The following is a 25,551-nucleotide window of genomic DNA, read 5'->3' as shown; positions in this document are numbered from 1 at the left end:
GAAGCAATCTTGAGCCAAGCTGCCGCCAACGTGCTGTCTGCACGCGTGTTATCCATTAAAGAATCTCCAACTTTGGCCATTACGGCCAAAGCTGCCAAATATAAATCCGAAGGTCGCCCGATTATTGGCTTGGCCGCCGGTGAACCAGACTTTGATACGCCGCAGCATATTAAAGATGCAGCCAAAGCAGCGATTGATGCCGGTTACACCAAATACACGCCGGTCAGCGGCATTCCAGCGCTGAAAAAAGCCATCGTGAATAAATTCAAAAATGAAAACGGTTTTGACTACGCCTTAAACGAAGTCATCGTCGGTGTTGGCGGCAAGCAAACCATTTTCAACCTGTGCCTGGCCGTATTAAACCCGCACGATGAAGTGATTATTCCAGCGCCTTACTGGGTCAGCTACGCCGACATCGCCATGGTGGCCGAGGCCAAGCCAGTGATTCTCGAATGCGGTATCGAACAAGGTTTTAAGCTGCTGCCAGCACAACTGGAAGCAGCCATTAACGCCAAAACCAAACTGGTGATGTTCAACTCCCCTTCCAACCCAACCGGCGCGGTCTACACGCTGGACGAGTTAAAAGCATTGGGTGAAGTGTTGCTGAAGCATCCACATGTATTAATCGCCACCGATGATATGTATGAACACGTCAACCTGACGGGCGACAAATTCCATAACATCCTCAATGCAGCGCCAGGCCTTAAAGACCGCTGCATCGTATTGAATGGCGTATCCAAAGCCTACTCCATGACCGGCTGGCGTATTGGTTACGCCGCAGGCCCGGCTTATATCATCAAAGCCATGGAAATCCTGCAAAGCCAATCCACCAGCAACCCAACCTCGATTTCACAATATGCTGCCGAAGCAGCCTTGAGTGGTTCACAAGACTGTATCAAGCCGATGGTGGCCGCGTTCCGCGAGCGTCACAAATATGTGGTTGACCGTTTCAACGCCATGCCAGGCCTGAGCTGTTTAATGGCAGGCGGCGCATTCTATGCTTTCCCGGATGCACGCCAGGCCATCGCAAGCCTGCACCAGGCTGGCAAAATCAAAGACGCGTCAGATATGGCGTTGGCTGAATACTTGCTGGAAGAACACAATGTGGCCGTGGTACCAGGCTCTGCCTTTGGTGCCGAAGGCTACTTCCGTATCTCGTTCGCCACCAGTATGGAAAACCTGCAAGAAGCACTGGATCGCATTGAAAAAGCGCTCAACTAAATAGCATTCGCCTGAAAAGAAAAAAGCGCCCAAGGGCGCTTTTTTCTTTTCTGCATTCAAGGTTAATCTTTGATGAAGTCCTTGAGCAAGCTCTGCTGCAAAGCCACCTCACTCGGCAAACCGGTGCTTGCCATCAAATCCACCGCACCAGCACCTAAAGTAGACGACTGGCTGGCTGCATGATCCTGAATCAGATCATCAATATGAAGAGCGGCGGTCACTTCATCAGGCAATACTGTCGCTGCAAATGCAGAAAATGTGTTTTCTACAGGCAACTCCGCCAGTAAACCAGCGATATCCAGCACGTCCTCGCCAGACTGCACTGAAGCCAGCACATGCTGCAACAACCACGGGTGTATCGCGTCATCACTCGCATCTGCAACGTATTGAGCGGTAAGTTGCGTTGTCATGGTAATGGTTTGCTGCCCATTAAACTGAATCAGCTCACCCGTCATTGCCTCCAGTGCCAATGTTGCACCTGAAGCTGTCACTACCTGATCGCCTTCACGCAACAAATCGCCAGCAACCAGCGCGCGATGCTGCCCACGGGCATCAATCACTTCTGCCACGCCATCCACACTCGCAATTTTACCAACCATGGTTCGCATCGTATTCTCCTGACACATATTATAAGTCAGCACCCTGACAAACCCGCCGCTGTCAAGGATCAGCGGCGCGAATATTACAAAAATTTGCCTAAAAATAGCCACAGATCATGCATTTTGTTTGGGCCATTCCCTCACCACAAAAAATATAAAATATTTCGCAAAAAGTAGTTGACCAAGGGGCGAGGCCTCAGTAATATAGCGCCTTCAAACGACGTACCGATTCCTCAATAGCTCAGTCGGTAGAGCGCCGGACTGTTAATCCGTAGGTCCCTGGTTCGAGCCCAGGTTGAGGAGCCAAATAAAAAAGGCCTTGCAGAAATGCAAGGCCTTTTGCTTTATTCGCCGTACTGAATAATGGTTTTCTAAAAAGACCACCTTTACCCTAGCTTCACGCAACCTACTCCGCGTGAATAAAAGCCATCTGCCGATCCAAACACTGCTGCACTCTTTTCATCAGCACATCACTGCCGCCTAACCTTTCAACAATAGGCAATAACTGTTGACGCGTTTTATCTTCAATATCGTCAATGATTGCTTTGGCAATATTTTCGTTAATACCGAAATGTGAAGCCGCACGTATGGCCAAGCTGAGCTTGGAAAGATTGTTGCCGGGGAAAATAGCCAGCGCTTGGTAATGCACGTTCGTCAGTTGCATGACGACGTCAAACGCGGGAGAAAGCTGATACTGATTACCTTTGACATGCAACATGCCATGGTTTTTCACGTGATCATCGGTATTGTCGATGATAAGGTTGAAGACCATTCTGCGATAGAGCTGATTCAAATCGCACTCGGGTTGGTCTGAAATCTTTCTGATCACTTGCGCAAATTCAATATAACTGCCGCCATTTGAGTTGTAGGGGACATTAAGTAACGCAGATGCCGAGAGGTAATGTATGCGTGTCTCGTCATCGACATTACCAACCCGGTCAAAACGCTGCACTAACAAGGCATGCCCGCGATGTATCCGCTCCAGTTTGTACGGCGACACGTCAATACCGCATAAGGCGGCCAATTCCAGTATCGCAGCTTCGAGCAACTCGACATCGTGGTCATCGCTGCTTGCCGGGAATTTTGCGATCCATCGTTTATTGTCGTGGATGAAATCCGCTTTGGGCCTGGCGCCACCGAGGCTGCCGCCTTTATTGAGCAGTCGACGCAGGTGTAACGGTATCTCCATGGCAACTTCTAACCGCTTTACCGCCTCCGACATCTCATTGAGGGAAAACAACTCACTGTCAGCGGCTTGAAGCTGAATCGGCAAGCTTTCAGCGAAGGTCATTGCGCCAACACGGTTGGCATTTGTTAATAGCAGCACATCAATATCGTCGAGTGTGCGGCCCTGCTGAGATTCCAGCACTTTGCGCCCCCAGGCATCCGGCAACGCGTCACACAAAGTCAAAGGTAACGCGCCGCCGTCACGCACGCGACGCTCGGCCACGCTGACGACTTCATTTTTAAGCGGTAGATGTAGCGGATTTAGTGCAAAGGCATCAGGCGCCGCCAAAAATCCGGTGCCATAAGCTAATTGGCTGGACTCAATCACGCCTCTGCGCGCAAGTTTCAAAATCGCCGCGGGCCTGACATCGGTATCGAACCTGGCAGCCAGGCCTATATAAATGGTACGATTAGAAATCACGCTCGTCCTCTGAAATGAATGCGGCATCGGTTACGCCAGGTTTTTTTCTGGCGCGAATAGACGCACTAGCACTCACGGAGACAGGCGCAACAGCCTCCAGATTGTCCAATTGGCCAAACAGCCACAGTGCATTGGCAATAATGCCCACACTCGCGCTAGGCTTGCCAGCCTCAATCGCCCGGTAAGTATTCTGTGAACAGAGCAAGCGGGTTGACATCTCCTTCACTGTCCAGCCCAAAGCCACGCGGTTGGCACGCAGGCGCAAGCCTAGCGTTTCTAATGCCTTTAGCACATCCGGGTTAGCACTCGCTAGTGAATTTGTTTTTTTAGACATCAATAAATTAATATTTAATAGACTTAAAGTTCATTATATTGCGTTTTCATACGAAATCAATTCATTTTTAAGCAGCGTGATTAGGCCGCATTTTGCATCATTCACAGGAATAGCCAGCTCGCCCGTAAAACTTATTGCCAGCAATACGAGTCAACGCTGATAATATTCCTCGGCGAGTTAATATTTCCTGGCGAGTAATTTCCACGCAAGTGAGCGCAAGCACGTGACGTCACGCCTATGCGAATATTGCCAGTGTTGTAAAAGGATAAGCATGTCTGATTTGGCATTGACCTTGGCAAGAATCCAGTTCGGGTTCACCATTTCTTTTCATATCGTGTTTCCGGCGATTACCATCGGTCTGGCCAGTTATCTGGCCGTGCTGGAGGCGAGCTGGTTAAAAACCAAAAATACCGTCTACCTCGACTTATATCACTTCTGGGTCAAGTTATTTTCACTCTGTTTTGGCATGGGTGTGGTCTCTGGCCTGGTCATGGCCTATCAATTCGGCACCAACTGGTCTGGTTTCTCCAGCGTTGCGGGCAGCGTCACCGGACCACTGCTGGCTTATGAGGTGCTAACGGCCTTTTTTCTTGAGGCTGGATTTTTGGGCGTGATGTTGTTTGGCTGGAACAAGGTCGGGCCAACGCTGCACTTTGCGGCCACCGTCATGGTGGCGATCGGCACACTGGTGTCGGCGACCTGGATATTGGCATCGAATAGCTGGATGCACACACCGCAGGGCTTTGAACTGATTGACGGCAAAGTGATTCCGGTAGACTGGTTCAAGATTATATTTAACCCGTCGTTTCCATACCGCTTAGTCCATATGGTGATAGGCGCTTATCTGGCGACTGCGCTATTTGTGGTCGCATCGGGGGCATGGCAGTTGCTGCAAGGAAAAGACAATGCCAGCGTACGCAAAATGCTGTCTATGGGGCTGTGGTTGATATTGCTGCTGGCGCCTTTGCAAGTGGTGGTGGGCGATATGCATGGCCTGAATACCTTGAAACACCAGCCGGCAAAAATTGCGGCGATTGAGGCCCACTGGGAGAATAAAGGCGACAAAGCGACCCCATTGGTACTGATCGCCTGGCCGGACATGGCGCAAGAAAAGAATCACTTTGCTTTAGAGATCCCCGTGCTGGGCAGTTTGATTTTGCGCCACTCCTTCACTGAGCAGATTCCAGCACTGAAAGACTTCCCGCCACAAGACCGCCCCAATGCCACTATTATTTTCTGGACCTTCCGCATCATGGTTGGTTTGGGCATGCTGATGATGTTGCTAGCGGCCACCTCATTGTGGTTACGTTACAAAAAACAGTTATACCAACATAAGCCTTTCCTCACATTTGCCACCGCCATGGGCCCTGCCGGGGTGATTGCCATTCTGGCGGGCTGGTTTACCACAGAAATCGGGCGCCAGCCGTGGGTGGTGTATGGTGTGTTACGCACCGCGGATGCCGTGACACCGCATACCGCCAGCGAAGTTGGCCTCACGTTGGCTTTGTTTGTCATTATCTACCTGGCTGTATTTGGCATGGGCACGCTGTATGTCTTGCGGCTGGTAAAAATCGGGCCAAAAACGGATGAAGCGCTGCAAGGTGATGCCATCTCGGTGAACCCGGGCGACGTGGATGCATTTGCACTGGCACCCGAGTTTCATCCGGATGCCAAGTCACCGGCTAACACCAAAGATCAATAAAGGGGCGACGCAATGGACTTATCACTGGTGTGGGCCATCATTATCCTGTTCGGCATCATGATGTATATCATCATGGATGGCTTTGATCTCGGCATAGGCATACTCTACCTGTTCTTTAAAGAAAAAGAGGACCGAGACCTGATGATGAATACGGTCGCCCCGGTATGGGACGGTAACGAAACCTGGCTGGTATTAGGTGGTGCTGGCTTGCTGGCGGCATTCCCTCTCGCTTATTCGGTGATTTTAAGCGCCCTCTCCCTGCCCTTGCTGTTTATGCTGATGGCCTTAATTTTTCGCGGTGTGGCGTTTGAATTCCGCTTCAGGGCACATGATGCAGAACGCCACTTTTGGGACAAAGCCTTTTTGTGCGGCTCTATTGCCGCCACTTTTTTTCAGGGCGTGACGCTAGGCGCCTATCTGCAAGGCATTAAAATGGTAAACCAAGCCTACGCAGGCGGGCCACTGGACTGGATTTCACCGTTCTCGCTCTTTACCGGGCTAGGTTTATTAGTCACCTATGCCTTACTAGGCAGCACCTGGCTGATTTTCAAAACCACAAGCGAACTGCAAACCACCTGTTACAAGCTGTCACAAGGTATTTCTATGGCATTGCTAGTGATTATTGCAGTCATCAGCCTGTGGACACCATGGATGGACAGCCGCATCGCCGAGCGCTGGTTCAGCTTGCCCAACCTGCTGTGGTTATCGCCTGTACCCTTGCTGGTGATATTTTTCTTTTACAAATTGCAACGCGCACTCAAGGCCAAAGCCGAAACCAGCCCGTTTCTTTATACGCTGGGCCTGGTATTACTCGGCTATGCTGGCCTGGGTATCAGCATCTGGCCTAATATCATCCCGCCGGAAATGAGCATACATGCTGCTGCGGCCCCTCCACAAAGCCAACAATTTGCCCTGATAGGCGCCGTGATTATTATTCCGATTATTCTGATTTATACCGCCTGGGGCTATTACGTGTTTCGCGGTAAAGTGAATAAGGGCGAGGCTTACCATTAATGACCCACAAGCAAACAAACATCCTGAAACGCCTGGGCTGGTTTTTCCTGATCTGGCTAGCCAGTATTGCAGCCCTGGCGATCGTCAGCATACTCATCAAGGGACTGATGGCGGCGGCAGGCTTTCATCACTAAGCCATGATGGATCTGGCATAGCGCAACACCTCCGCTGGAATTTTTCTTGCGCGTTCAAATCCAACCCGTTTACCATGCTTATGAAAAGCCCACCCAAACAGTCAGGTCAATCCATTCTTTATCCATCCGCATGACGACCCAGCAAAATACAAAATGGCGAAGATTGCGGGCCTGTCGTGCTTGCGACATGGTCAGTGCGATCCCGGTGCTGCGCCCAGGTGAACACGCCAGTTGCCCGCGCTGCGGGCATGTATTGGCCAGGCGCCATTTGCATCCTGTTCAACGCAGCATTGCGCTGGCCATCAGCGCATTGCTGACCTTGCTGATTGCGGTCGCTTTCCCGTTTATCAGTATGGATACCAATGGCCTGGATACGCAGATTGAATTGCCTCAGACGGCGGTGACGCTGGTCGATGTGCATCAACCACTGGTGGCACTCATCGTCAGCTGTACGGCGTTCGTATTGCCCGCTTTATACCTGATCGGTGTGATCCTGATGCAGGCCAATGTCTTACGCCGGGTGCCGCGTGCCTATAGCGATGTGATTGCACGCCTGTTCTCACGTCTGCACCCCTGGATGATGGCCGATGTATTCATGGTTGCAGCGCTGGTGAGCCTGGTGAAACTCACCGAAATTGGCGAGGTGCAGTTGGGCGCTTCGTTCTGGGCCTATTGCGTGTTTGCCCTGCTGCTGCTCATGACCACGCGCTCGGTGGATATCGACTGGTTATGGTACAGGTTAGCCGGTGAGCCGCCACCAGATACCAGCATCCGCTGCGGCATCAATGCAGCAGATCAACATGCCACGGGCTGCGCCACCTGCGGCCTGGTCAACACCATTTCGGCCGCTGCGGCCAGCCATGAATGTGGCCGTTGCGGTAGCACCTTGCATATGCGTAAACCCAACAGCCTGGAATTTACCTGGGCCTTGTTAATCACCGCAGCCGTGCTTTATATTCCGGCCAATGCTTACCCGATGATGATTACCACCTCATTGGGTCAAACACACGCCTCTACCATTATTGGCGGCATGCTCGAGTTATGGCAGCATGGCTCAGAGCCCATTGCGGTGGTCATTTTTGTCGCTAGCGTACTGGTGCCTATTATCAAGATGCTGATACTGGTGGTGCTTTCATTGCTGGCAAAATACCCTGGCCCGTTAACGGCACAGCAAAAAACCAGGCTGTATCGGCTCACAGAGTTGATTGGCCGCTGGTCCATGGTCGACGTGTTTGTCGTCGCCATCATGGTCGCGCTGATACAATCGGGCAACCTGATGTCAGTATTGCCCGGCCCGGCAGCGCTGGCATTCTGTGCGGTGGTGATTACCACCATGCTGGCCGCCATGGCCTTTGACCCGCGCCTGCTATGGGATACCCAAGGAAACACGCATGACAGAGAATAACCAAGACAACAACCAATTGCTGGCCAAAGTCAGCAAGCAAGCCCGGCTGTCGCCGATCTGGATCGTGCCTATTGTCGCCCTGCTGATTGGGCTGTGGCTGATTTATGACAACTACACCAAAGCGGGCAAGCAAATCACCCTCTCCCTCACCAACGCCGAAGGCATAGAGGCCGGTAAAACCAAAATCAAGGTGCATAGCGTAGATATCGGCCTGGTGGAACAAGTCACCCTGTCTGAAGACCTGACGCATATTGAAGTGCTGGCGCGCATCACCCCAAAAGCGCAACCCATGCTGGTGCAGGATACACAATTGTGGGTGGTCAAACCACGTATCGGGCTGGAAGGCATCAGCGGCCTGAATACGGTGATTTCCGGCGCCTATATTCAATTACAACCAGGCAAAAGCCTGGAAGAATCGGACCAGTTCACCGTGCTGGACCAAGCGCCCATCTCACTCAATGGCGCCCAAGGCGTGCATGTGAACCTCATCGGTAAAGTCGGTAATTCTTTGCGTGTGGGGGATCCGGTCAGCTACCAGGGCCTACGCGTGGGCAGGGTCGTCAGCGCCGTATTCGACCCCAAGCAACGCCAGATGCAGCATGAGTTATTTGTTGAGCACCCTTATGACGTACTGGTCACTGAGAACACGCGTTTTTGGACGACCGTAGGCATTGATGTCAAACTGGACTCAGAAGGATTCAAGGCCAATATTCCCACCGTCGAATCCCTGATCGCAGGCGGCGTCAGCTTTGGCCATGTCGATGACAGGCCGATGGGGCAACCGGTGCGCTCCGAAGCTACCTTTGAATTGTTTGCCAATGAAGATGCCGCACGCCAGCAAACCTACGACCAATACCTGGAATATGTGCTACTGGTGGATGATACCGTACGTGGCTTGTCCAAAGGCGCGCCCGTGGAATTCCGTGGTTTGCGCGTGGGTACGGTGATCAATGTGCCATGGAAATTCAACTCGCCGGAACGCAAAAAAGATTTCCGTTACGCCATCCCGGTATTGATTCATTTGGAACCCGGCCGCCTGGCAGATAATGGCAAGGCTGATCTGGAAGAGTGGAAAAGCCGCATTGCGCAGATGCTGCAACGCGGCCTGCACGCGACGCTTAAATCCGGCAACCTGATCACAGGCTCCGTGTTTGTCGACCTGAATATGGACCAGCATGCGCACAAAACCTATCAACGCGAGCGTTTTGAAGGTTTACCAGTGATGCCGACCACCGCGACTAACCTGGCGCAGATTGAACAGAAACTGTCTGACCTGCTGGATAAACTCAATGGTTTGAAAGTGGAGCCTGTGTTGTCCGGCCTGGATAAAAACCTGCAGCAGTCAGAAAAAACCATGCAGGAAATCCGCGCCTTGAGCCAGCAAGTGAATCAGTTACTCAGCCAGCCTGATCTGCAACAGATGCCTGCCAATATTAACCAGACCATGCAAGAGTTACGTACCACATTAAAAGGCCTGTCACCCGAGTCGCCAGCTTATCAGGAGCTGACAACGACCTTGCAACGCCTGGATAAAGCCTTGCGCGATATCCAGCCATTGGCGCGCACCTTGAATGAGCAACCCAATGCCATCCTGTTTGACCGCAAGCCTGGCAATGACCCAATACCGATGGCACCGGCCAACCAGTAAGGAACCTGACGCATGATGATCGAGAAAAAACAATTAAGGGTTGGGCTGGCTTTATTGCTGGGGCTCAGCCTGACCGGCTGCTTCAAATCGAATCCGCCAGTCAAAACTGAGCGTTACAGCCTACCGGAAGTGACCACACCGCAACCTGCCACGACGCAGACACGCACACTGGTCTTAAACCGTATCCAGTTGGCGGATTACCTGGATACAGACCGCATCGTCATCCAGACCGACGACATCACCATGCAACCAGCGCGTGACCATCTTTGGGTAGACAATCTGGCGCAGGAGTTGCGGCGCGGCCTGCGCGCACGCCTGGCCAGTCGGCTCAACAATACAATCGTCGTCGACCCGCAGCCTGGATTACCTGCTGCCAACACCCTGCAGCTGACCATAGAACAGTTTCACGGCCAGATGCGTGGTTATGCCGTGCTGAGTGGTCAATGGCAACTGATTGGCGCGAACCATGTGGCAGGCGCCAGCCAGTCATTCAAGTTCAGCACACCTTTGGCTGAAAATGGCTACCCCGCGCTGGTGCGAGCCTTGGGCCAGAATCTTGACTTGCTCAGTGACCAAATTGCCAGCCAATTACAAACTTTGCCATAACGGCCACATTTTTAATGCCAATAAGTAGTGACCGCGTCGCCAATTTGCTATGATGAAATTTCTTTTCATAAAATAACAAGTCAGGAGCAAGCGATGGGATTATTTTCTTTTATTAAAGAAGCAGGTGAAAAACTGTTTGGTGCCGGAGAAGCCAAAGCCGCGCAAGAAACAGCAAGCAAAGCCCCGACCCCGGTCAATGTAGACGCTGCAAACGCGGCGGCAGCCAAGGCCATTCAAACCTATATCGCTAAAAACAACTTACCAACGACTGGTTATGACGTGAAGTTTGATGGCGCCAGCGGTACCGTGATCGTGCAAGGCAATATCGACACGCAAGAGAATAAGGAAAAAATTCTGCTGTGCTGTGGCAATGTGGCTGGCGTTGAAGCAGTACAAGATCAGTTGCACGTCCCTAGCCCTGAGCCTGAAGCAAAGTTTTATACCGTAGTCAAAGGCGACACCTTGTCTAAAGTAGCCAAAGAAATGTACGGTAATGCCAATAGCTATATGAAGATTTTTGAGGCAAACCGCCCCATGCTGAGCCATCCTGACAAAATCTACCCAGGCCAGGTACTGCGCATTCCGGAATAAGCGTTACACACAATAATAGCCAACCACTCATCTTACAAAGGACACGACTATGTCATCATTCATTCGTTTATTACTGATCGCTACCTTGAGCAGCACCTTGCTGGTCGCTTGTGGTGAAAAAGAGCCACAGATTGAACAAGCGGTCGAATCTGCACAAGAGCATGCTGAAGCTGCTGCCAGCGAAGCCAAAGATGCTGCCGCTGATGCAGTGCAGGCGGCAAAAGAAGCCGCAGCAACCGCTGAGCAACAGGCAGCAGAAACCGCCGACGCCGCTAAAGCCGCGGTTGAAAACAAATAATTGTTTTCTTAACACAAAAACCCGCATTTATGCGGGTTTTTTATCGGCTATTTTCTACACTTTATTAGTAATTCTTTGCCTTCTTTAATGCGTTAGCCTAAGCGTTCCACGGAATGTTTCATGTAAACTGCGTCGAGATTCGACATTTTCACTGGATAATTAGGCTTGCAACGTTTCTTCTTCTGGATGCTGATCTCGTTATGGGTTGCCCTGATGCCACCGGCCTCAGCGACCCCGACTTTGCTCGGCACCACCTGCATGAACAGCAAGGGTGTGGTGATTGCCAGCATCCCGTTGCAAGGCGGCAAATTCGTCTGCCAGAGCGTGCTCAAAATCTCGCATGCAGACCAGTATGTGATCGACTTCAAAAACACATCGACCATTGCGCATTTTCAGCACGAAATCACAGATAGCAAGCAGCAAACCAGCATTATCAAAGGCGGCTTAAGCAGCCAGGAAAATGATCCCTTGCTACTGAGGCACGGCCGTATTATCCACCTGGAGCCTGGCACTTATCGATTGGCCACCTGGTTGCAATCGCCCTACTACCTGGCGCAACCTGAGATTTTCGTCTCCGAGCTAAGCACCTACCAGCAACAAACCAACCGCACTACAGCTGCCAGCTTGCTGTTACTAGGTGTCTTGTTCGGCATCTTCACCTATTACGCTGCCATTGGCATGACGCCCGGGCACACCACCGAGCGCATGTATGCATTGTTTATTTTGGGCAACCTGATTTTCCAGAGCGCTGCGCTAGGGGTATTTAAACAACTCTTTGCATGGCACTGGTTTTACCTGACCAGCTTACCCATCCTGCTCTCCAATCTGGCCTATATCAGCTTTGTCTGTCACTTGCTGGGCATCAACCCGTTACATCATGCCAAGCTCTATTACTTGTCTATGGTGGCACGCACGGTCCTGGTGGCATTGCTGGTGTTTGCCATGATCTTCCCCAACTGGATGCTGGAAATGGACAGGTTTGGCGTCGCCGTTTTCCTCATGTTTGGCCTGGCCTGCGGCATCCGCCTCAGCCTGCAAAAAAATCGTATCGCCCAGCTTTACCTGTTTGCAATCTCGGTGTTTGGTATCCTGGGGGGCTTATCTATCACGGCTGAGCGCTTGACCTCTAATGCCTGGACCATCGAGCAATTCGGTTTGATCGCGGTGGCGGTAGAGGCCATCTTGCTTTCGCTGCTGGTTGCCTATCAAATGAACCGCCTGCATAAAGAAAAAGAGCATATGCTGGTCGAACTGCAAAGCACGCGTTCCATTGCCATGACAGACCGGCTGACCGGCGTGCCTAACCGTCATGCGCTCGAAAATCAAATGGTGCAGTTCCCCGAGCATGGTTGCCTGATGTTTCTTGATATGGACAACCTGAAATACGTGAACGACCATTTTGGTCATGACGCAGGCGATCACCTGTTAAAAAGCTTCAGTCAGATTCTGTCTAAAAAACTGGATACCAGCGGCCAACTTTACCGGCTGGGTGGGGATGAATTTGCCATTCTGTGTCATGAAGATGATGTGGAGTGGTGCCAGCACCAGCTTGAATACACGCACTTGCAGATGGAAAAAGAAGGCTCAGTCAGCACAGGTGCCAGTGTAGGCATCGTCTTTGCGCATGAAGCCAGCGAGACAGAAGAACTCATGCGCATTGCCGATAAACGCATGTATGCCAACAAGCGCAGCCGTAAAAATCGCAAAGAAATGATGCAAGTGCTTGCCAATTAATGGCTGGCAGACCGCTCCCTCTCCTCAGCACCGCAGTACCAAGCTAATTTGCAAGCAAGCATGTCACTATTGGCATAAATGCATTACACTGCCAATAATCATACATACAAGAATGTATTTTTACTGTATGTTATGTATGACAGATAGAACCATCTGACGCAGGCAGCTGTCATGTGAAAAAAACCAAGAGAACATCATGCCGTTACTGACTACCTTGCTTATCCTCATTGTCACTGCCCGCCTGCTAGGCCAAGTATTCAGCCGCTTAAACCAACCCGCCATTATTGGTGAAATGCTGGCAGGAGTGATTCTGGGCCCCAGCATTTTCAACCTGATCTCTCCCACACCAGCACTATCTGGCATTTCAGAGTTCGCGGTATTCCTGATTGTGCTCTCTGCCGGCTTGGAGATGAACTTCAAGGAAGTGATCGACTCCATGCGTGGCAAAGGTGTGGTCATCGCGCTACTGGGCTTTCTGTTACCGCTTACCGGCGGCATCTTGGTCGGCGTCGGTTTTGGCCTGGATGTCAGCCGCACCATTTTCCTCGGTTTGTGCGTCTCGATTACCGCGCTGCCTGTCACCATCAGCATTCTGCAAAGCTTCAAATTACTAGATTCAAACATTGCGCGCTATTCAGTCGCGACGGCCATTTTTAACGATATCGCTGCCCTGCTGGTGTTGGGGGTGATTCTTAACCTGCCAGAACAAAAATCCTACCAGGCCGTGGGTGGCGCTATTTTTCACGCCAGCTGGAAACTGATTCTGCTCATTGTATTGATCGTCAGTGTCAGCCTCATCATCAAAAAAGTCATTGAAAAAGGCATCAGCATAGACCAGTGGTCAGAAAAACTGGTCGAGTTGATTGGCAACGAAGCCCTGTTCGGCCTGCTACTGCTGCTGGTACTTATTTTTGGCTCAGTCAGCGCGGCACTCGGCTTTCATTTCGTGATTGGCGCATTTTTTGGCGCTTTGCTCATAGACCGCAAGTTTTTCTTGCCCTCACGTTACAAAGAACTCGAGCTGACATTAAGCTCGATTACTGGTGGCTTTCTGGCGCCGGTATTTTTCGCCTACCTCGGCTTGGAATTCAAAGTCCAAGTCATCGACTCCTTCTGGTTTGTTGCCGTCGTACTCGTCGTGTCTATCTTGACCAAAATCCTCGCCGGCTGGGTGGGCGGACGGCTTATTGGCCTATCCAAAAGTGACTCCCTGGGCATAGGCTTTATCCTCAATGGTCGCGGCGTGATGGAACTGGTCATTGCCAGCATTGCCTACGACCGCGGTTTTATTGGCCAGGACCTGTTCTCGGTACTGGTGCTGATGGGGGTAGTCACCACCATGATCACGCCACTGATGTTCCGCAAATGGGTGATGCCGCAACTGGAAAAGCAGGCCCGCTAATTTAAGGACTATTGACATCAATTGACAAAAGAGGAACACTGGTTAGCAAACAAACCATTCTCTAAAAGACTGGACACTCCTTTGAGCGCATACCCGACTATTTCAGCGTCATCGGTTGTACCCCCTCCCTGCCTGGATAGCGGCCTGCTGTCTATTGAAGAACAAAACCAGTTGCTTACCTTGCAACGCACCATCCTCGAATCCGTCGCGCGCGGGGCCGATCACATGGAAGTGATCAACCAGATCTGCCGCCTGGCAGAAAACCTGCTCACCAACGCCTTCAGTTCTGTCATGCTGATGGACGACAACAATGAGCTGCTCAATGTCTATGCAGCGCCCAGCCTGACACCCGTACAAATCCAGAAAATCAACGGTTTGCGGCCCAGCCCTGGGGGCGGCTCTTGCGGCAATGTCATCTATCAGCAAAAAGTACAATATGTCAGCAATACCTTTACCGACGAGCGCTGGCAAGATATCCGCCACCTCGCGTATGAGTTTGACGTCAGATCCTGCTGGTCGATCCCGATTTTTTCTGCCGAAAACAGGGTGATTGGCACCTTTGCCCTCTCCAGCTTTGAGCACCGCGAGCCCAGCCAGTTTCACCGCATGCTGCTTGAAATCGGCTCGGCCATTATCGGCATTGCGCTCAACCGCAATAAATACCAGGAAAGCCTGCGCCAGTTTGAAAAAGTGTTCGAAGGCAGCGAACAAGGCATTATGGTGACCGATGTGCACCATGTGATTTTGTCTGTGAATCCGGCATTCACCAGGATGCAAGGCTTTACCATCGACGACATTAAAGGCAAAACGCCTAAAGTCCTCTCCTCTGGCCTGCACGATGCAGGCTTTTATCGCAACCTGTGGGAAAGTGTCACCAACTTTGGTCATTGGCGCGGCGAAATCTGGAACCGGCGCAAAAACGGCGAAGTGTTCCCCGAATGGCTGTCTATTACTGAAGTCAAAAATACCGTCGGCGAAGTCACACACTATGTTGGCACCTTCAGCGATCTCAGTGACCTCAAGTCGGCGCAAAAAGAGATTCAGTACCTCTCCTCGCACGACGCCCTCACTGGCCTGCCGGATATTACATTGTTTAGAGACCGGCTGGAAAACGCGGTCTCTATTGCCGCAGCAGCTAACAGCAAAATCGGCCTGCTTGCGCTCAACCTGGATAACTTCAAGTTCCTCAATGACTCATTGGGCTATGCCTCGGGCGACAAACTGCTGCGGCTATTTGCCGAGCGTCTCAAAGCCTGTTTGCGTGAAACAGACAGCATCTGCCGCCATGGCGGGGATGAGTTCATTATCCTGCTCAACAATATGCACGATGATGAATCCATCAGCTATATCGTCGATACCCTGCTCAACGAAATCTCGTCGCCGTTCGCGTTTGCCGGTAACAATATTTCCACCTCCTGCTCAGTCGGCGTCGCCGTTTACCCCACCGATGGCAACGACTTTGAAAAACTGTTTGGCCGCGCGCGCAAAGCCATGTCGCAAGCCAAAGAAGAAGGCCGTAACACGGCCCGTTTCTTTACCGAAAAGCTCAACAACGATAGCCTGCACTATTTGAATATCGCCTATGGCCTGCGCGAAGCTCTGGCGCATCACCAGTTTGAACTACATTACCAGCCGCAAATCAACCTTAGCAGTGCGCAAGTGATCGGCGCCGAAGCACTTATACGCTGGCATCATCCGCAAAATGGCCTACAACCCCCGGCGCAATTTATCGCCATTGCCGAGCAAACCGGCCTCATTGTCGATATCGGCGAATGGGTGATAGAAGAAGCCTGCCGCCAGGCGATGGAATGGCAAAAAAATGACCTGCCGCCACTCAGGATTGCCGTCAACGTCTCGGCGGTGCAATTCCGTCGCGGCAATTTGGACAAGGTGATTATTAAAGCGCTCGAAAAAACCGGCCTCGAGCCGCGTCTGCTGGAACTAGAGCTTACCGAATCCATCCTGCTCGAAGACATAGACCACCTGCTCGCCCAGCTCGACACCCTCAAACAGCTAGGCGTCAAACTCGCCATCGACGACTTCGGCACAGGCTACTCCAGCCTCGCCTACCTCAAAAAATTTAATATCGATCGCCTCAAAATTGACCAATCCTTTGTGCGCGACATCAACACTGACCCCAACGACGCCGCCATCGTCCGCGCCATTGTGCAAATGGCACATACCTTGAATCTGGATGTGATTGCCGAGGGTGTTGAAGACGAAGCCATGCTCAAGCATTTACGTGAATCCGGCTGCGATGAAGTACAAGGCTATTTATTTTCGAAGCCGCTGCCTGCGGCAGATTTCGCAAAGCTTATCCAACATGACTAGAAAAAATCCTCTTCACGCTGGTGCCTTACAGCCACAATGGTGATTGTTTGGTTGTCCTCAATCTCAAACAAAGCGACATAGCCATAAGCGCCAAAATGAATGACAAGCTCTCTTAAAAATGGATTGTCACCTAAGGCTTTGCGACAGGTATAGGGGAAAAACTTGACTGCCTCAATGGCCTGATGAATGGCTTTTAACGCTTGTCTGGCAGCCTGCCGGTCTTTATTTAATAAAAAAGCATACAAGCGCTTTAAATCTTCACGCGCCTCTTTAGTAAAGCGTATGCGGTACATCAAGGTTTTGCCGTATCCAGCATCGCCTGCAACTCATCCAGCACACTCTCCGCACTGTAATATTCCTGATTTTGCCTGGCGATAGCTGCAGACTCTAAGCCACGTGCAATAAATGCCTGCTGGTGCTGCCTGCGCGTGATATTCGCCTTAAGCGCCTCCTCCATGAAACTTGAGAGCGTTTCTCCTTCAGCCAATACGCCCTCCACTGCATCACGTAATTGCGGCTCTACCCGTAAAGCCGGAATGGTCGCAGTTTTCATCGAGCACCTCACATGTAATTCATTTGTAATACAATCTTAATGAAACCCGCTAATGATTGCAACGCTTATCTAAAAGCCACGGCTATCAGGTATGCGAACAAAACCAATAGTCACGACCCATTAGCCAGAAAATGCTTTGCGATAACTTGCCGGTGAGAATCGTGCGGTAAGCAAGGTGATGAAGAAGACTGCCACAAACACGCCTATCCATGCCCATGACAAGTGCGTAAATTCGCGCTTCACCCAACCCGCCAGGAACGGCATTAAACTGGCGATCATATAACCACCACCCTGCACAAAAGCCGCCAGGTCGCCAGAGAACCTCGGATCATCCACATGATCCATCGCCAAAATCAGTGACAACGGGAATAACGCCCCGACCCCCAAACCTAACAACACCATGGCCGCGAATGCCATGCTGATAGGTGCCACAATCATCACCGCCAGCCCGGCCAGGGTGCAACCCAAGGCGGTAAAGAGTAATGGGCGGCGATCATGATACTTACCCACCACGCCTGACACAATCATTCCCGCCAGCACTTCGGTCAATGTCAAACCCGCCAGTAAATCTCCTGCCAATTGGCGGCTTTGGCCAAGCTCGACATAGAACGGCGGCAACCAGGCAAGAATCAGCGTATATACGCCTGTGCCAATGCCGAAAAACAGCATCAGCGCCCAGGCTCTGCGATAGCGCCAAAACTGGATGGGCGCTTGTTGCGTTTGAATCACTGCTGGTTGTTGACGTTGCGCAGAGGCAGTGATCCAGATAATCAATGCCAGCAATGCGGGCAAGGCCCACCAGGCCAATGTCTGCTGCCAACCCAGTGTTTCATTCAGCCGGGCGGCACTCGCGGCGGCCACAGCAGCGCCGCCCATAATGCCGGTGGTATACAAACCCATCATGCGGCCAGTGGCTGCCCCAAAGTGGCATTTGATCAGGCCGGGCAATAATGCCTGCACCAGCGCAACCCCTACGCCAACCACCGCAGCGCTGGCTAACATCGCCAACGCGGAATCCCAATAACCGCGGGCGGCACAAGCCAGCATAATCAATACCACCCCCAAGGTAACACCGTTCACCTCACCCAGTTTTTGACGTAAAGACTGCGACAACAAGGCCCCCAAGCCCATCAAAAATACAGGCAACGTGGTCAGCAAACCCGCCCCTGTCGCATCCAGGCCAGTGCTATGTTGAATTAAATCCAGCAACGGGCCAAGTGCCGCCATCGCCGGGCGTAAATTGACGGCGACTAACAGAATTGCAACCATCAACCACCAGCGCCCTGCTTTCATCACACACGTCTCCCACAGTAGGTTAATATCACATATATCTTGAGTTCAAGATATATTCAGACTACGGTTAATTTATCTTGAAGTCAAGATAAATACAGGAGCAGAAATGAGCAAAAAAGAAGATGCTGTCGACCACATCATGAACCAATGGCGACGCGAACGCCCTGACCTAGACCCAAGCCCCATGGGCTTGATTGGCCGCCTCGCGCGCTGCGAAATGTTGCTGAGACGCAAGCTCGACCAAACCTTTGAGCGCTTTGGCATGACCAGTTGGGAGTTTGATGTGCTAGCAACGCTCAGGCGCGCGGGCCACCCTTACAGCCTGGCGCCTACTGCCCTTTACTCATCCTTGATGGTCACCTCAGGCACCATGACGCATAGGCTACAACGGCTTGAAAAAGTCGGGCTGGTAGAGCGCGTGAAAAGTAATGAAGACCTGCGCAGCATGCTTGTGCAGCTTACAGAAGTTGGGCTAACTCTGATCAATCAAGCTGTGGAAGCGCATATTGCCAATGAACAAGCCATACTCGATTTATTACCTGCTGAATCGCGCAAACAATTAGATAAACACTTGGTGACGCTGCTATCAGTACTCGACGTGGAGATTAATAGGCCCACAACCTCATCAATAAAACAAGAAAGTTGAAAAGATTGACGCGCTCACAATTTTGCATATACTATTTGTATATGCAAAAGGAGCCTATGCCATGCCTAGTTTATCCAAAACCTCACCTAATAAAGAAGTAAAGCTGTTTCGTAACAACCGCAGCCAGGCTGTGCGCATTCCGGTTGAGTTTGAGCTACCGGGTGATCGCGTTCTGATTCACCGTGAAGGCAACAAGCTGATTATTGAACCGGTACTGCGACCCACCAACCTCGCCGAACTGCTGGCCGAATGGCGTAAAGAGCCTCCACTAGCGCCAGAAGATCAACTCCCAACTATTGACGATATGCATACCAAGCCAGAGGACATATTTTGAGTGGCTACCTGCTGGACACCAACATCATCAGTGACTTGATCCGTAACCCCTCAGGAGCAGCCGCCCGTCATATTGAGCAAATCGACACCAAGGCTATATTTACCAGCATCATCGTCGCCGCAGAGTTGCGCTATGGTTGTGCAAAAAAACAATCCCCCAAACTCACACAAAAAGTCGAGAACCTGCTTGCAACCATCCCGGTGCTACCGCTAGAAATCCCAGCGGATGCCGAGTATGGAAGCATCCGAGCCGAACTGGAAGCCGCAGGTCAATCGATAGGCATGAATGATTTACTTATCGCCGCACAGGCTCATACTTTGAACCTGACGCTGGTATCGGATAATTTGCGAGAATTTAGTCGTATTCGCGGCCTTAAAGTTGAAAATTGGCTGGAACGATAAAAGGTTTTATTTTACTCTGACCCTAATTATTTGATGGCCGAGACGCTGACTAAAATAAAACCGTTAGCGCAGAAGGCAGCTTAGAAGATTTTAATTTTTACTCTGACCCCAAAACATCTATGCAAATAGTACCTGCATCAATACTTCTTCAAATTTCGAAAGACTTTGTTGATCATCGGTCTAGACGAGAAGAAAGCTGGTATTGGTATTCCGAAGGAGATTACGGAGGAGCAATCCCGTTTGCTGTTCAAAGTTTGTATCGTGGGCAAAATAAACGCTACGTGCCGATGTTGCCTTCTATCTCTAGGGGAATGAGCTCTCAAGATACAGGGGAATTATGGAAATATGCTATTTCTGATCAAGCTAAAATTGTACTTAGACTTGCTCAGTCGTGGTGGTTCTCCCGAGAGCTTGATCATCACCCAATTACATCCCATGCTGCTAATCAAAAACTAGAACTTGATCGAATTGCACTTGCACAGCACTATGGCATACCAACTGGATATCTTGATCTTACAGATGACTTCAATGTAAGCGCATTTTTCGCTACTTGCTACGAAACTAAGAGTGGCTGGCAACCAGTCACCTCAGGAACGGGAATCATCTATCGAGTACACCCCTTAGAAATTAGTAATTACTTTCCATTAGGCCCTCAGGCTTTACCAAGGCCAACAGAACAATGTGCTTGGGTTACTGAGCTTCCGTTGTGCCATGCTTTTGATGGTTGGCCCGATGTCAAAATGATGCAGTTTAATCATGAAAGACATATCGGCGAATACTTTCTTGAGATGTTTTCTGGAGGAGAGAGATTGTTTCCACCTGACCCACTAGCTGACGTTGCTTTGGAAATCCTTGCATGCCGAGAGATTCCTGCCGATCTTATCGAAAAAGCATTGGAGTCGTTCTCAAATGACCCTCATGGAATTCGGATCAGACATTTAAAAGCAATACGTAAAGAACTGGCGAAGATAACGACATTAAATAACTACAGAAGATTATTAACAGATGAGAAGGTATCTTTACTTCTTGCCGATATTGAATGGCGCAAAAAAATGCTGCAAGACGTCAAAGCCAGAGCTCGCGCCATTCGTCGAGTACCAATCTAATAGAAGACAATAATTTCCCAATCCCTTGCGATTTGCTCCTGCACCTCCATATAAGTCGAAACACTTAGCAATCCCAACATTCATCCGCGTTAAAATACCGCCACACTCGTTTTATTAGAATTTATATGGATAAACGTATTCCCGTCACGCTGCTCACTGGTTTTTTGGGCAGCGGTAAAACTACCCTGCTTAACAAACTGCTGCATAACCCCGCGATGAAAGACACCGCCGTGATTATTAATGAGCTCGGCGAAGCAGGGTTGGACCAGATTTTTGCCAATAGCCAAATTTCTCAAACCATTGAGAGCGAGCATATTGCCGATAACACGGTGTTGTTGAGTTCTGGCTGTTTGTGCTGCTCACTTAAAAACGAGCTGGCCGATACCATGCGCGATTTGTTTTTTAAGCGCAGTTTGCAGGCGGTGCCGGAATTTAACCGCCTGGTGATTGAGACCACCGGCATGGCCGACCCTGGCCCGATTTTAGCCAACCTGATGAATGAGCCGGTGATTGAGTCGGTGTATCGCCTGGATGCGGTGGTAGTGACGATTGATGCGGCTTACGGCTTACATCAGATTGCAGAGCAGAAAGAAGCACTTAAGCAAGCTGCCGTCGCAGATGTATTGCTGATTACCAAGTCTGACACGGCGACGCCTGAGCAGATCGGCGCGTTGCAAGCCAAGTTGAGCGAGATTAACCCAAATGCAACGCAGCAGTTTGTGTTGCATGGTGAAATTGACCCAATGCAGATTATTGACGTCGGGTTGTTTGACTTCGCCAGCAAGCAGGCGAATCCGCAACGCTGGTTACGCGCACCCGCCAGCGGTTTTAGCGCGGGCAAGAAAGGCACCTTACCCAAAGCGCCTGCGCATGATGATGTGAACACATTTACCGTCTACTTGCCCAAGCCAATGACGTGGTCTGACTTTAAAGGCGTGATTCTGAAACTGTGCCAGACGCACGGTGAAAAGTTGCTGCGTTTAAAAGGCATTTTGCACGTAGAAGATGCACCTGCACCCTTGGCGATACACGCGGTGCATTTTACGCCCTACCCACCCACGCTGCTTGAGGGTTGGGACGAAGAAGAGCCGATTAGCCGCATTGTGATTATTGGTAAGGGTATTGATGAGCAGGCTGTGCGCGATATGCTCACTCAGTTCTAAAGTAAGCCTCTTAGCAGGAGAATTACGGCGTATAAAGATTACGTAGTAACAGTTATATTAGAAATGGAGTAAATATGGGACGTTATTTAGAAAAGATTTTAGAAGGCTGGATTTTCCAAAGCCGCTGGTTAATGGCGCCGATGTATCTGGGCCTGGTGGGTGGCTTGTTTATTTTGCTGGTGAAATTTGGCCAGGAGTTCTTTCATATCGCCGTACACTTGGCTAGCTTCTCCGAACAGGAAACCGTGCTTTCCCTGCTGGCATTAGTAGATATCACCCTGGTGGGCAACTTGCTGATTATGGTGATTTTCAGCGGTTACGAAAACTTTGTGTCGCGCATTGATACTGCGGATAGCGAAGACCGCCCGGAGTGGATGGGTAAAGTGGATTACTCTGGCCTGAAGCTGAAGTTGATCGGCTCTATCGTCGCCATTTCTGCCATCGACTTGCTGAAAGCCTTTGTGCACCAGAGCTCAGGCACGGCCAGTTTCACCACCGAACAAATGGCATGGCTGGTCGGCATCCACCTGACATTTATCATCACCGGCGTGTTGTTTGCCTGGATGGATAGAATTGCCGGACATGGCAGTAGCGACCATTAATGCTATTTTTTATCGCAGAACCCGCCACTGGCGGGTTTTTTATTGCCTATTGCATTGGTTGATTACAACCAACTTCGCAATAAAAGGTAAATCTCGGCTGCTTATTCAAGAAATGGCCCTAAAACACTGTTTTCTTTCATCAATTATATTGGCGACAATCTTGGTTTAATGCAGGAAGATAATTGTCACGATACCTATTTAATTGTTGCAGTACCCGGAGAAAAAAACCATGCGCCTGGCCATACTGAATAAACTGAAGAGCACCTCATCGACCGAGCAACGACAGCCAACGAGTGACCTACGTGGGCAAATTGACGCCATTAGCAAAGTCATGGGGGTGATTGAGTTTGACCTCAAAGGCAATATTATTGCCGTCAACGATAATTTTGCTGCCGCCACTGGCTACAGCAAACAAGAGATCATTGGCCAGCATCACAGTATGTTTGTCACCGCGGCGGATAAAAGTAGCCAGGAATACAAACAGTTCTGGGACAATTTAGGCCGTGGCGAACCGCATGAAGGCCAATATAAGCGCCTGGGTAAAGGCGGCAAAGAAGTCTGGTTACAAGCCAGCTATAACCCGATTTTTGATGCCGAAGGCAAGCCATTTAAAGTCGTCAAATATGCAACTGACATCACGGCTGACAAACGCAGAAATGCCAACTTCTCCGGGCAAATTGACGCCATTAGCAAAGTCATGGGCGTGATTGAATTCGACCTCACAGGCAAGATCACCGCCGTCAATGATAACTTTGCCGCTGTCACCGGTTATAGCACACAGGAAATCATTGGCCAGCACCATAGTATATTTATCGAAGCCGCCGACAAAAACAGCCAGTCATACAAGCTGTTTTGGGAAAAACTGGGCAGCGGTAAAGCCGACGAAGGCCAATATAAACGCATAGGCAAAGGCGGCAAGGAAATCTGGCTGCAAGCCAGCTATAACCCGATTTTTGATGCCGAAGGCAAGCCATTCAAAGTGGTGAAATATGCGACTGACATTACTGCCGAGAAACGCCGGAATGCGGACTTTGCCGGGCAAATCAGCGCCATTAGCAAAGTCATGGGCGTGATTGAATTTGACCTCACGGGCAAGATCACTGACGTGAATGATAACTTTGCCGCTGTGACTGGTTACAGCAAACAGGAAATCATTGGCCAGCATCACCAGATGTTTGTTGAAGCGGCTTTTAGAAACAGTCCTGAATACACGAAATTCTGGAACAAGCTCGGCCGTGGTGAAGCGGATGAAGGCCAATATAAACGTGTAGGCAAAGGCAGCAAAGAAATCTGGCTGCAAGCCAGTTATAACCCGATTTTTGATGCCGAAGGCAAGCCATTCAAAGTGGTCAAATATGCGACCGATATCACCGCCGAAAAACTGAGAAATGCAGACTTTGCCGGGCAGATCAGTGCCATTAGCAAAGTCATGGGCGTCATTGAGTTTGACCTCACAGGCAAAATCACTGCCGTGAACGATAACTTTGCCGCTGTCACCGGCTACAGCAAACAAGACATCATTGGTCAGCATCATCAGATGTTTGTTGAATCCGCTTATAAAAGCAGCCCGGAATATAAACAGTTTTGGGATAAGCTGGGCCGCGGCGAAGCCGACGATGGCCAATATAAACGCGTAGGTAAAGGCGGCAGGGAAATCTGGCTGCAAGCCAGTTATAACCCGATTTTTAATGACGAAGGCAAACCATTCAAAGTGGTGAAATATGCCACCGACATTAGTGCCAAAGTGGCTGAAGCCCAGGCCATGTCACAAGCGGTACACGAAACCGCCGAAGTAGTCGCAGCGACCAAGGCACATGACCTGACCCAACGCATTGCGACCGCGAATAAGCAAGGCGAAATCAAGCTGCTGTGTGAAGGCGTCAACGAGATTGTCGACACCATGAGCAACATCTTGTCGACCATCAAGGCCGCTGGCGAAACCATTAACTCGGCGGCATCAGAAATCTCGCTCGGTAATAATGATTTGTCACAGCGCACCGAAGAGCAAGCCAGCTCGCTGGAAGAAACCGCCTCCAGCATGGAGGAAATTGCCACCAATGTGAAAAATAATGCCGAGAACGCCAAACTGGCGCATGGCATGACAGACCAGGCCAACGACATTGCCACCAAAGGCGGCGAAGTGTTTGGCAAAGTGGTGGCCACCATGACCGAAATCACGGAAAGCTCCTCACGCATTGAAGAGATTATTTCGGTGATTGACGGCATTGCCTTCCAGACTAATATTCTGGCGCTGAATGCCGCCGTAGAAGCTGCCCGCGCGGGTGAGCAAGGCCGTGGCTTTGCCGTGGTTGCCAGCGAGGTGCGCAATCTGGCACAGCGCTCTGCCAGCGCAGCAAAGGAAATCAAGGTATTGATTAATGACTCGGCCGAAAAAGTCGCCAACGGTTCACAGTACGTAGAACAGGCAAGTGGCACGATGGAAGAACTTGTCAGCGTCATCAGCAAGTTTTCACAGCTGATCGGCGAAATTACCGTCGCCTCAGTTGAACAAAGCAGTGGTATCGAGCAGATTAACCTGGCGGTGTCGCAAATGGATGAAGTCACCCAGCAAAATGCGGCACTGGTGGAAGAAGCGGCTGCCGCGGCCATGTCTCTAGTGACACAGGCTGAGAAGCTGCAAGACACCGTCAACCAATACCAGTTACTGGAGACTGACACTATCAGCCGGGCACCGCAACAGCGCGTCAGCCTGGGCAGAACTGGCACGGATAATTACTAAACGCAGCCTGTTAATAAAAAACCCGCCAACTGGCGGGTTTTCTTTT

General features: G+C 50.6%; 25 protein-coding genes and 1 tRNA gene. 20 read left to right on the top strand and 6 right to left on the bottom strand.

What is annotated here, in order from left to right:
* Window positions 1-9 precede the first annotated feature (9 nt).
* Window positions 10-1,221 carry a pyridoxal phosphate-dependent aminotransferase gene (locus tag OH31_RS05225; RefSeq protein ID WP_024929900.1) on the top strand — a complete coding sequence of 404 codons (1,212 nt, stop codon included), beginning with the start codon at window positions 10-12 and terminating at the stop codon, window positions 1,219-1,221.
* 62 nt (window positions 1,222-1,283) lie between these two features.
* Here OH31_RS05225 and OH31_RS05220 read toward each other — a convergent pair whose 3' ends face one another.
* Complete coding sequence (locus OH31_RS05220) at window positions 1,284-1,829, bottom strand: hypothetical protein (RefSeq protein WP_242402205.1); 546 nt, start codon at window positions 1,827-1,829, stop codon at window positions 1,284-1,286.
* Between the two features lie 221 nt (window positions 1,830-2,050).
* On the opposite strand from OH31_RS05220, the gene OH31_RS05215 reads away from it, so the two are divergent.
* Window positions 2,051-2,126 (top strand) — tRNA-Asn (locus OH31_RS05215).
* 100 nt (window positions 2,127-2,226) lie between these two features.
* Here OH31_RS05215 and OH31_RS05210 read toward each other — a convergent pair.
* Both OH31_RS05210 and OH31_RS05205 read right to left on the bottom strand, forming a co-directional pair.
* Entirely contained in the window at window positions 2,227-3,468 is a 1,242-nt protein-coding gene (locus tag OH31_RS05210; RefSeq protein WP_024929898.1) for a type II toxin-antitoxin system HipA family toxin, read from the bottom strand.
* Window positions 3,458-3,802 carry a helix-turn-helix domain-containing protein gene (locus tag OH31_RS05205; protein WP_024929897.1) on the bottom strand — a complete coding sequence of 115 codons (345 nt, stop codon included), beginning with the start codon at window positions 3,800-3,802 and terminating at the stop codon, window positions 3,458-3,460. The genes OH31_RS05210 and OH31_RS05205 overlap by 11 nt, the downstream gene beginning before the upstream one ends.
* A 271-nt stretch (window positions 3,803-4,073) precedes the next feature.
* Here OH31_RS05205 and OH31_RS05200 point away from each other — a divergent pair, with 271 nt between their 5' ends.
* The 11 genes from OH31_RS05200 (at window position 4,074) to OH31_RS05150 (ending at window position 16,667) form a co-directional block, all read left to right on the top strand.
* Window positions 4,074-5,504, top strand: a complete 1,431-nt coding sequence (locus tag OH31_RS05200) for a cytochrome ubiquinol oxidase subunit I (RefSeq protein WP_024929896.1) — start codon at window positions 4,074-4,076, stop codon at window positions 5,502-5,504.
* A 12-nt stretch (window positions 5,505-5,516) separates the two neighbouring features.
* Window positions 5,517-6,518, top strand: a complete 1,002-nt coding sequence (cydB, locus tag OH31_RS05195) for a cytochrome d ubiquinol oxidase subunit II (RefSeq protein WP_019882002.1) — start codon at window positions 5,517-5,519, stop codon at window positions 6,516-6,518.
* A complete protein-coding gene (locus OH31_RS14710) occupies window positions 6,518-6,652 on the top strand; it encodes a DUF2474 domain-containing protein (protein ID WP_081755126.1) in 135 nt (44 codons plus the stop codon). Before cydB ends, OH31_RS14710 begins: the two co-directional genes overlap by 1 nt.
* 130 nt (window positions 6,653-6,782) lie before the next feature.
* Window positions 6,783-8,057, top strand: a complete 1,275-nt coding sequence (locus tag OH31_RS05185; RefSeq protein ID WP_081755125.1) for a paraquat-inducible protein A — start codon at window positions 6,783-6,785, stop codon at window positions 8,055-8,057.
* Window positions 8,044-9,705, top strand: a complete 1,662-nt coding sequence (gene pqiB, locus OH31_RS05180; protein ID WP_024929894.1) for an intermembrane transport protein PqiB — start codon at window positions 8,044-8,046, stop codon at window positions 9,703-9,705. The genes OH31_RS05185 and pqiB overlap by 14 nt, the downstream gene beginning before the upstream one ends.
* A 12-nt stretch (window positions 9,706-9,717) precedes the next feature.
* On the top strand, window positions 9,718-10,311 hold the full coding sequence (locus OH31_RS05175; RefSeq protein ID WP_024929893.1) for a membrane integrity-associated transporter subunit PqiC: 594 nt from the start codon (window positions 9,718-9,720) through the stop codon (window positions 10,309-10,311).
* A gap of 93 nt (window positions 10,312-10,404) precedes the next feature.
* Window positions 10,405-10,902: a peptidoglycan-binding protein LysM gene (lysM, locus tag OH31_RS05170; protein ID WP_024929892.1), complete on the top strand. Its 498-nt coding sequence runs from the start codon at window positions 10,405-10,407 to the stop codon at window positions 10,900-10,902.
* A gap of 49 nt (window positions 10,903-10,951) precedes the next feature.
* Window positions 10,952-11,200 carry a hypothetical protein gene (locus OH31_RS05165; protein ID WP_019881995.1) on the top strand — a complete coding sequence of 83 codons (249 nt, stop codon included), beginning with the start codon at window positions 10,952-10,954 and terminating at the stop codon, window positions 11,198-11,200.
* A gap of 165 nt (window positions 11,201-11,365) precedes the next feature.
* Complete coding sequence (locus OH31_RS05160; protein ID WP_242402204.1) at window positions 11,366-12,934, top strand: diguanylate cyclase; 1,569 nt, start codon at window positions 11,366-11,368, stop codon at window positions 12,932-12,934.
* A gap of 196 nt (window positions 12,935-13,130) precedes the next feature.
* A complete protein-coding gene (locus OH31_RS05155) occupies window positions 13,131-14,336 on the top strand; it encodes a cation:proton antiporter (protein WP_024929890.1) in 1,206 nt (401 codons plus the stop codon).
* Between the two features lie 81 nt (window positions 14,337-14,417).
* Complete coding sequence (locus tag OH31_RS05150) at window positions 14,418-16,667, top strand: EAL domain-containing protein (RefSeq protein WP_242402203.1); 2,250 nt, start codon at window positions 14,418-14,420, stop codon at window positions 16,665-16,667.
* Here OH31_RS05150 and OH31_RS05145 read toward each other — a convergent pair.
* The 3 genes from OH31_RS05145 to OH31_RS05135 all read right to left on the bottom strand — a co-directional run bounded on the left by OH31_RS05145 (window position 16,664) and on the right by OH31_RS05135 (window position 18,513).
* Window positions 16,664-16,960: a type II toxin-antitoxin system RelE/ParE family toxin gene (locus OH31_RS05145; RefSeq protein ID WP_242402202.1), complete on the bottom strand. Its 297-nt coding sequence runs from the start codon at window positions 16,958-16,960 to the stop codon at window positions 16,664-16,666. The genes OH31_RS05150 and OH31_RS05145 overlap by 4 nt on opposite strands.
* Complete coding sequence (locus OH31_RS05140; protein ID WP_024929887.1) at window positions 16,960-17,220, bottom strand: YlcI/YnfO family protein; 261 nt, start codon at window positions 17,218-17,220, stop codon at window positions 16,960-16,962. The genes OH31_RS05145 and OH31_RS05140 overlap by 1 nt, the downstream gene beginning before the upstream one ends.
* Before the next feature lie 120 nt (window positions 17,221-17,340).
* On the bottom strand, window positions 17,341-18,513 hold the full coding sequence (locus OH31_RS05135) for an MFS transporter (RefSeq protein WP_024929886.1): 1,173 nt from the start codon (window positions 18,511-18,513) through the stop codon (window positions 17,341-17,343).
* 106 nt (window positions 18,514-18,619) lie between these two features.
* On the opposite strand from OH31_RS05135, the gene OH31_RS05130 reads away from it, so the two are divergent.
* From OH31_RS05130 to OH31_RS05100, 7 genes are all read left to right on the top strand, one after another.
* A complete protein-coding gene (locus tag OH31_RS05130; protein ID WP_024929885.1) occupies window positions 18,620-19,159 on the top strand; it encodes a MarR family winged helix-turn-helix transcriptional regulator in 540 nt (179 codons plus the stop codon).
* Between the two features lie 61 nt (window positions 19,160-19,220).
* On the top strand, window positions 19,221-19,493 hold the full coding sequence (locus tag OH31_RS05125; RefSeq protein WP_024929884.1) for an AbrB/MazE/SpoVT family DNA-binding domain-containing protein: 273 nt from the start codon (window positions 19,221-19,223) through the stop codon (window positions 19,491-19,493).
* Entirely contained in the window at window positions 19,490-19,894 is a 405-nt protein-coding gene (locus OH31_RS05120) for a type II toxin-antitoxin system VapC family toxin (protein WP_024929883.1), read from the top strand. Before OH31_RS05125 ends, OH31_RS05120 begins: the two co-directional genes overlap by 4 nt.
* 119 nt (window positions 19,895-20,013) lie before the next feature.
* Entirely contained in the window at window positions 20,014-21,000 is a 987-nt protein-coding gene (locus tag OH31_RS05115; protein WP_024929882.1) for an FRG domain-containing protein, read from the top strand.
* Window positions 21,001-21,125: 125 nt separating this feature from the next.
* The gene (locus OH31_RS05110; RefSeq protein WP_024929881.1) at window positions 21,126-22,163 is read left to right on the top strand and encodes a GTP-binding protein; all 1,038 of its coding nucleotides are present in this window, start codon (window positions 21,126-21,128) and stop codon (window positions 22,161-22,163) included.
* Window positions 22,164-22,237: 74 nt separating this feature from the next.
* Window positions 22,238-22,765 carry a TIGR00645 family protein gene (locus tag OH31_RS05105; RefSeq protein WP_024929880.1) on the top strand — a complete coding sequence of 176 codons (528 nt, stop codon included), beginning with the start codon at window positions 22,238-22,240 and terminating at the stop codon, window positions 22,763-22,765.
* A gap of 229 nt (window positions 22,766-22,994) precedes the next feature.
* Window positions 22,995-25,505: a methyl-accepting chemotaxis protein gene (locus OH31_RS05100; RefSeq protein ID WP_024929879.1), complete on the top strand. Its 2,511-nt coding sequence runs from the start codon at window positions 22,995-22,997 to the stop codon at window positions 25,503-25,505.
* Window positions 25,506-25,551: the final 46 nt, after the last annotated feature.

The sequence above is a fragment of the Methylophilus sp. OH31 genome (assembly GCF_000576615.1).
Classification (GTDB): domain Bacteria; phylum Pseudomonadota; class Gammaproteobacteria; order Burkholderiales; family Methylophilaceae; genus Methylophilus.
This window is presented reverse-complemented; position numbering and strand designations above follow the sequence as displayed.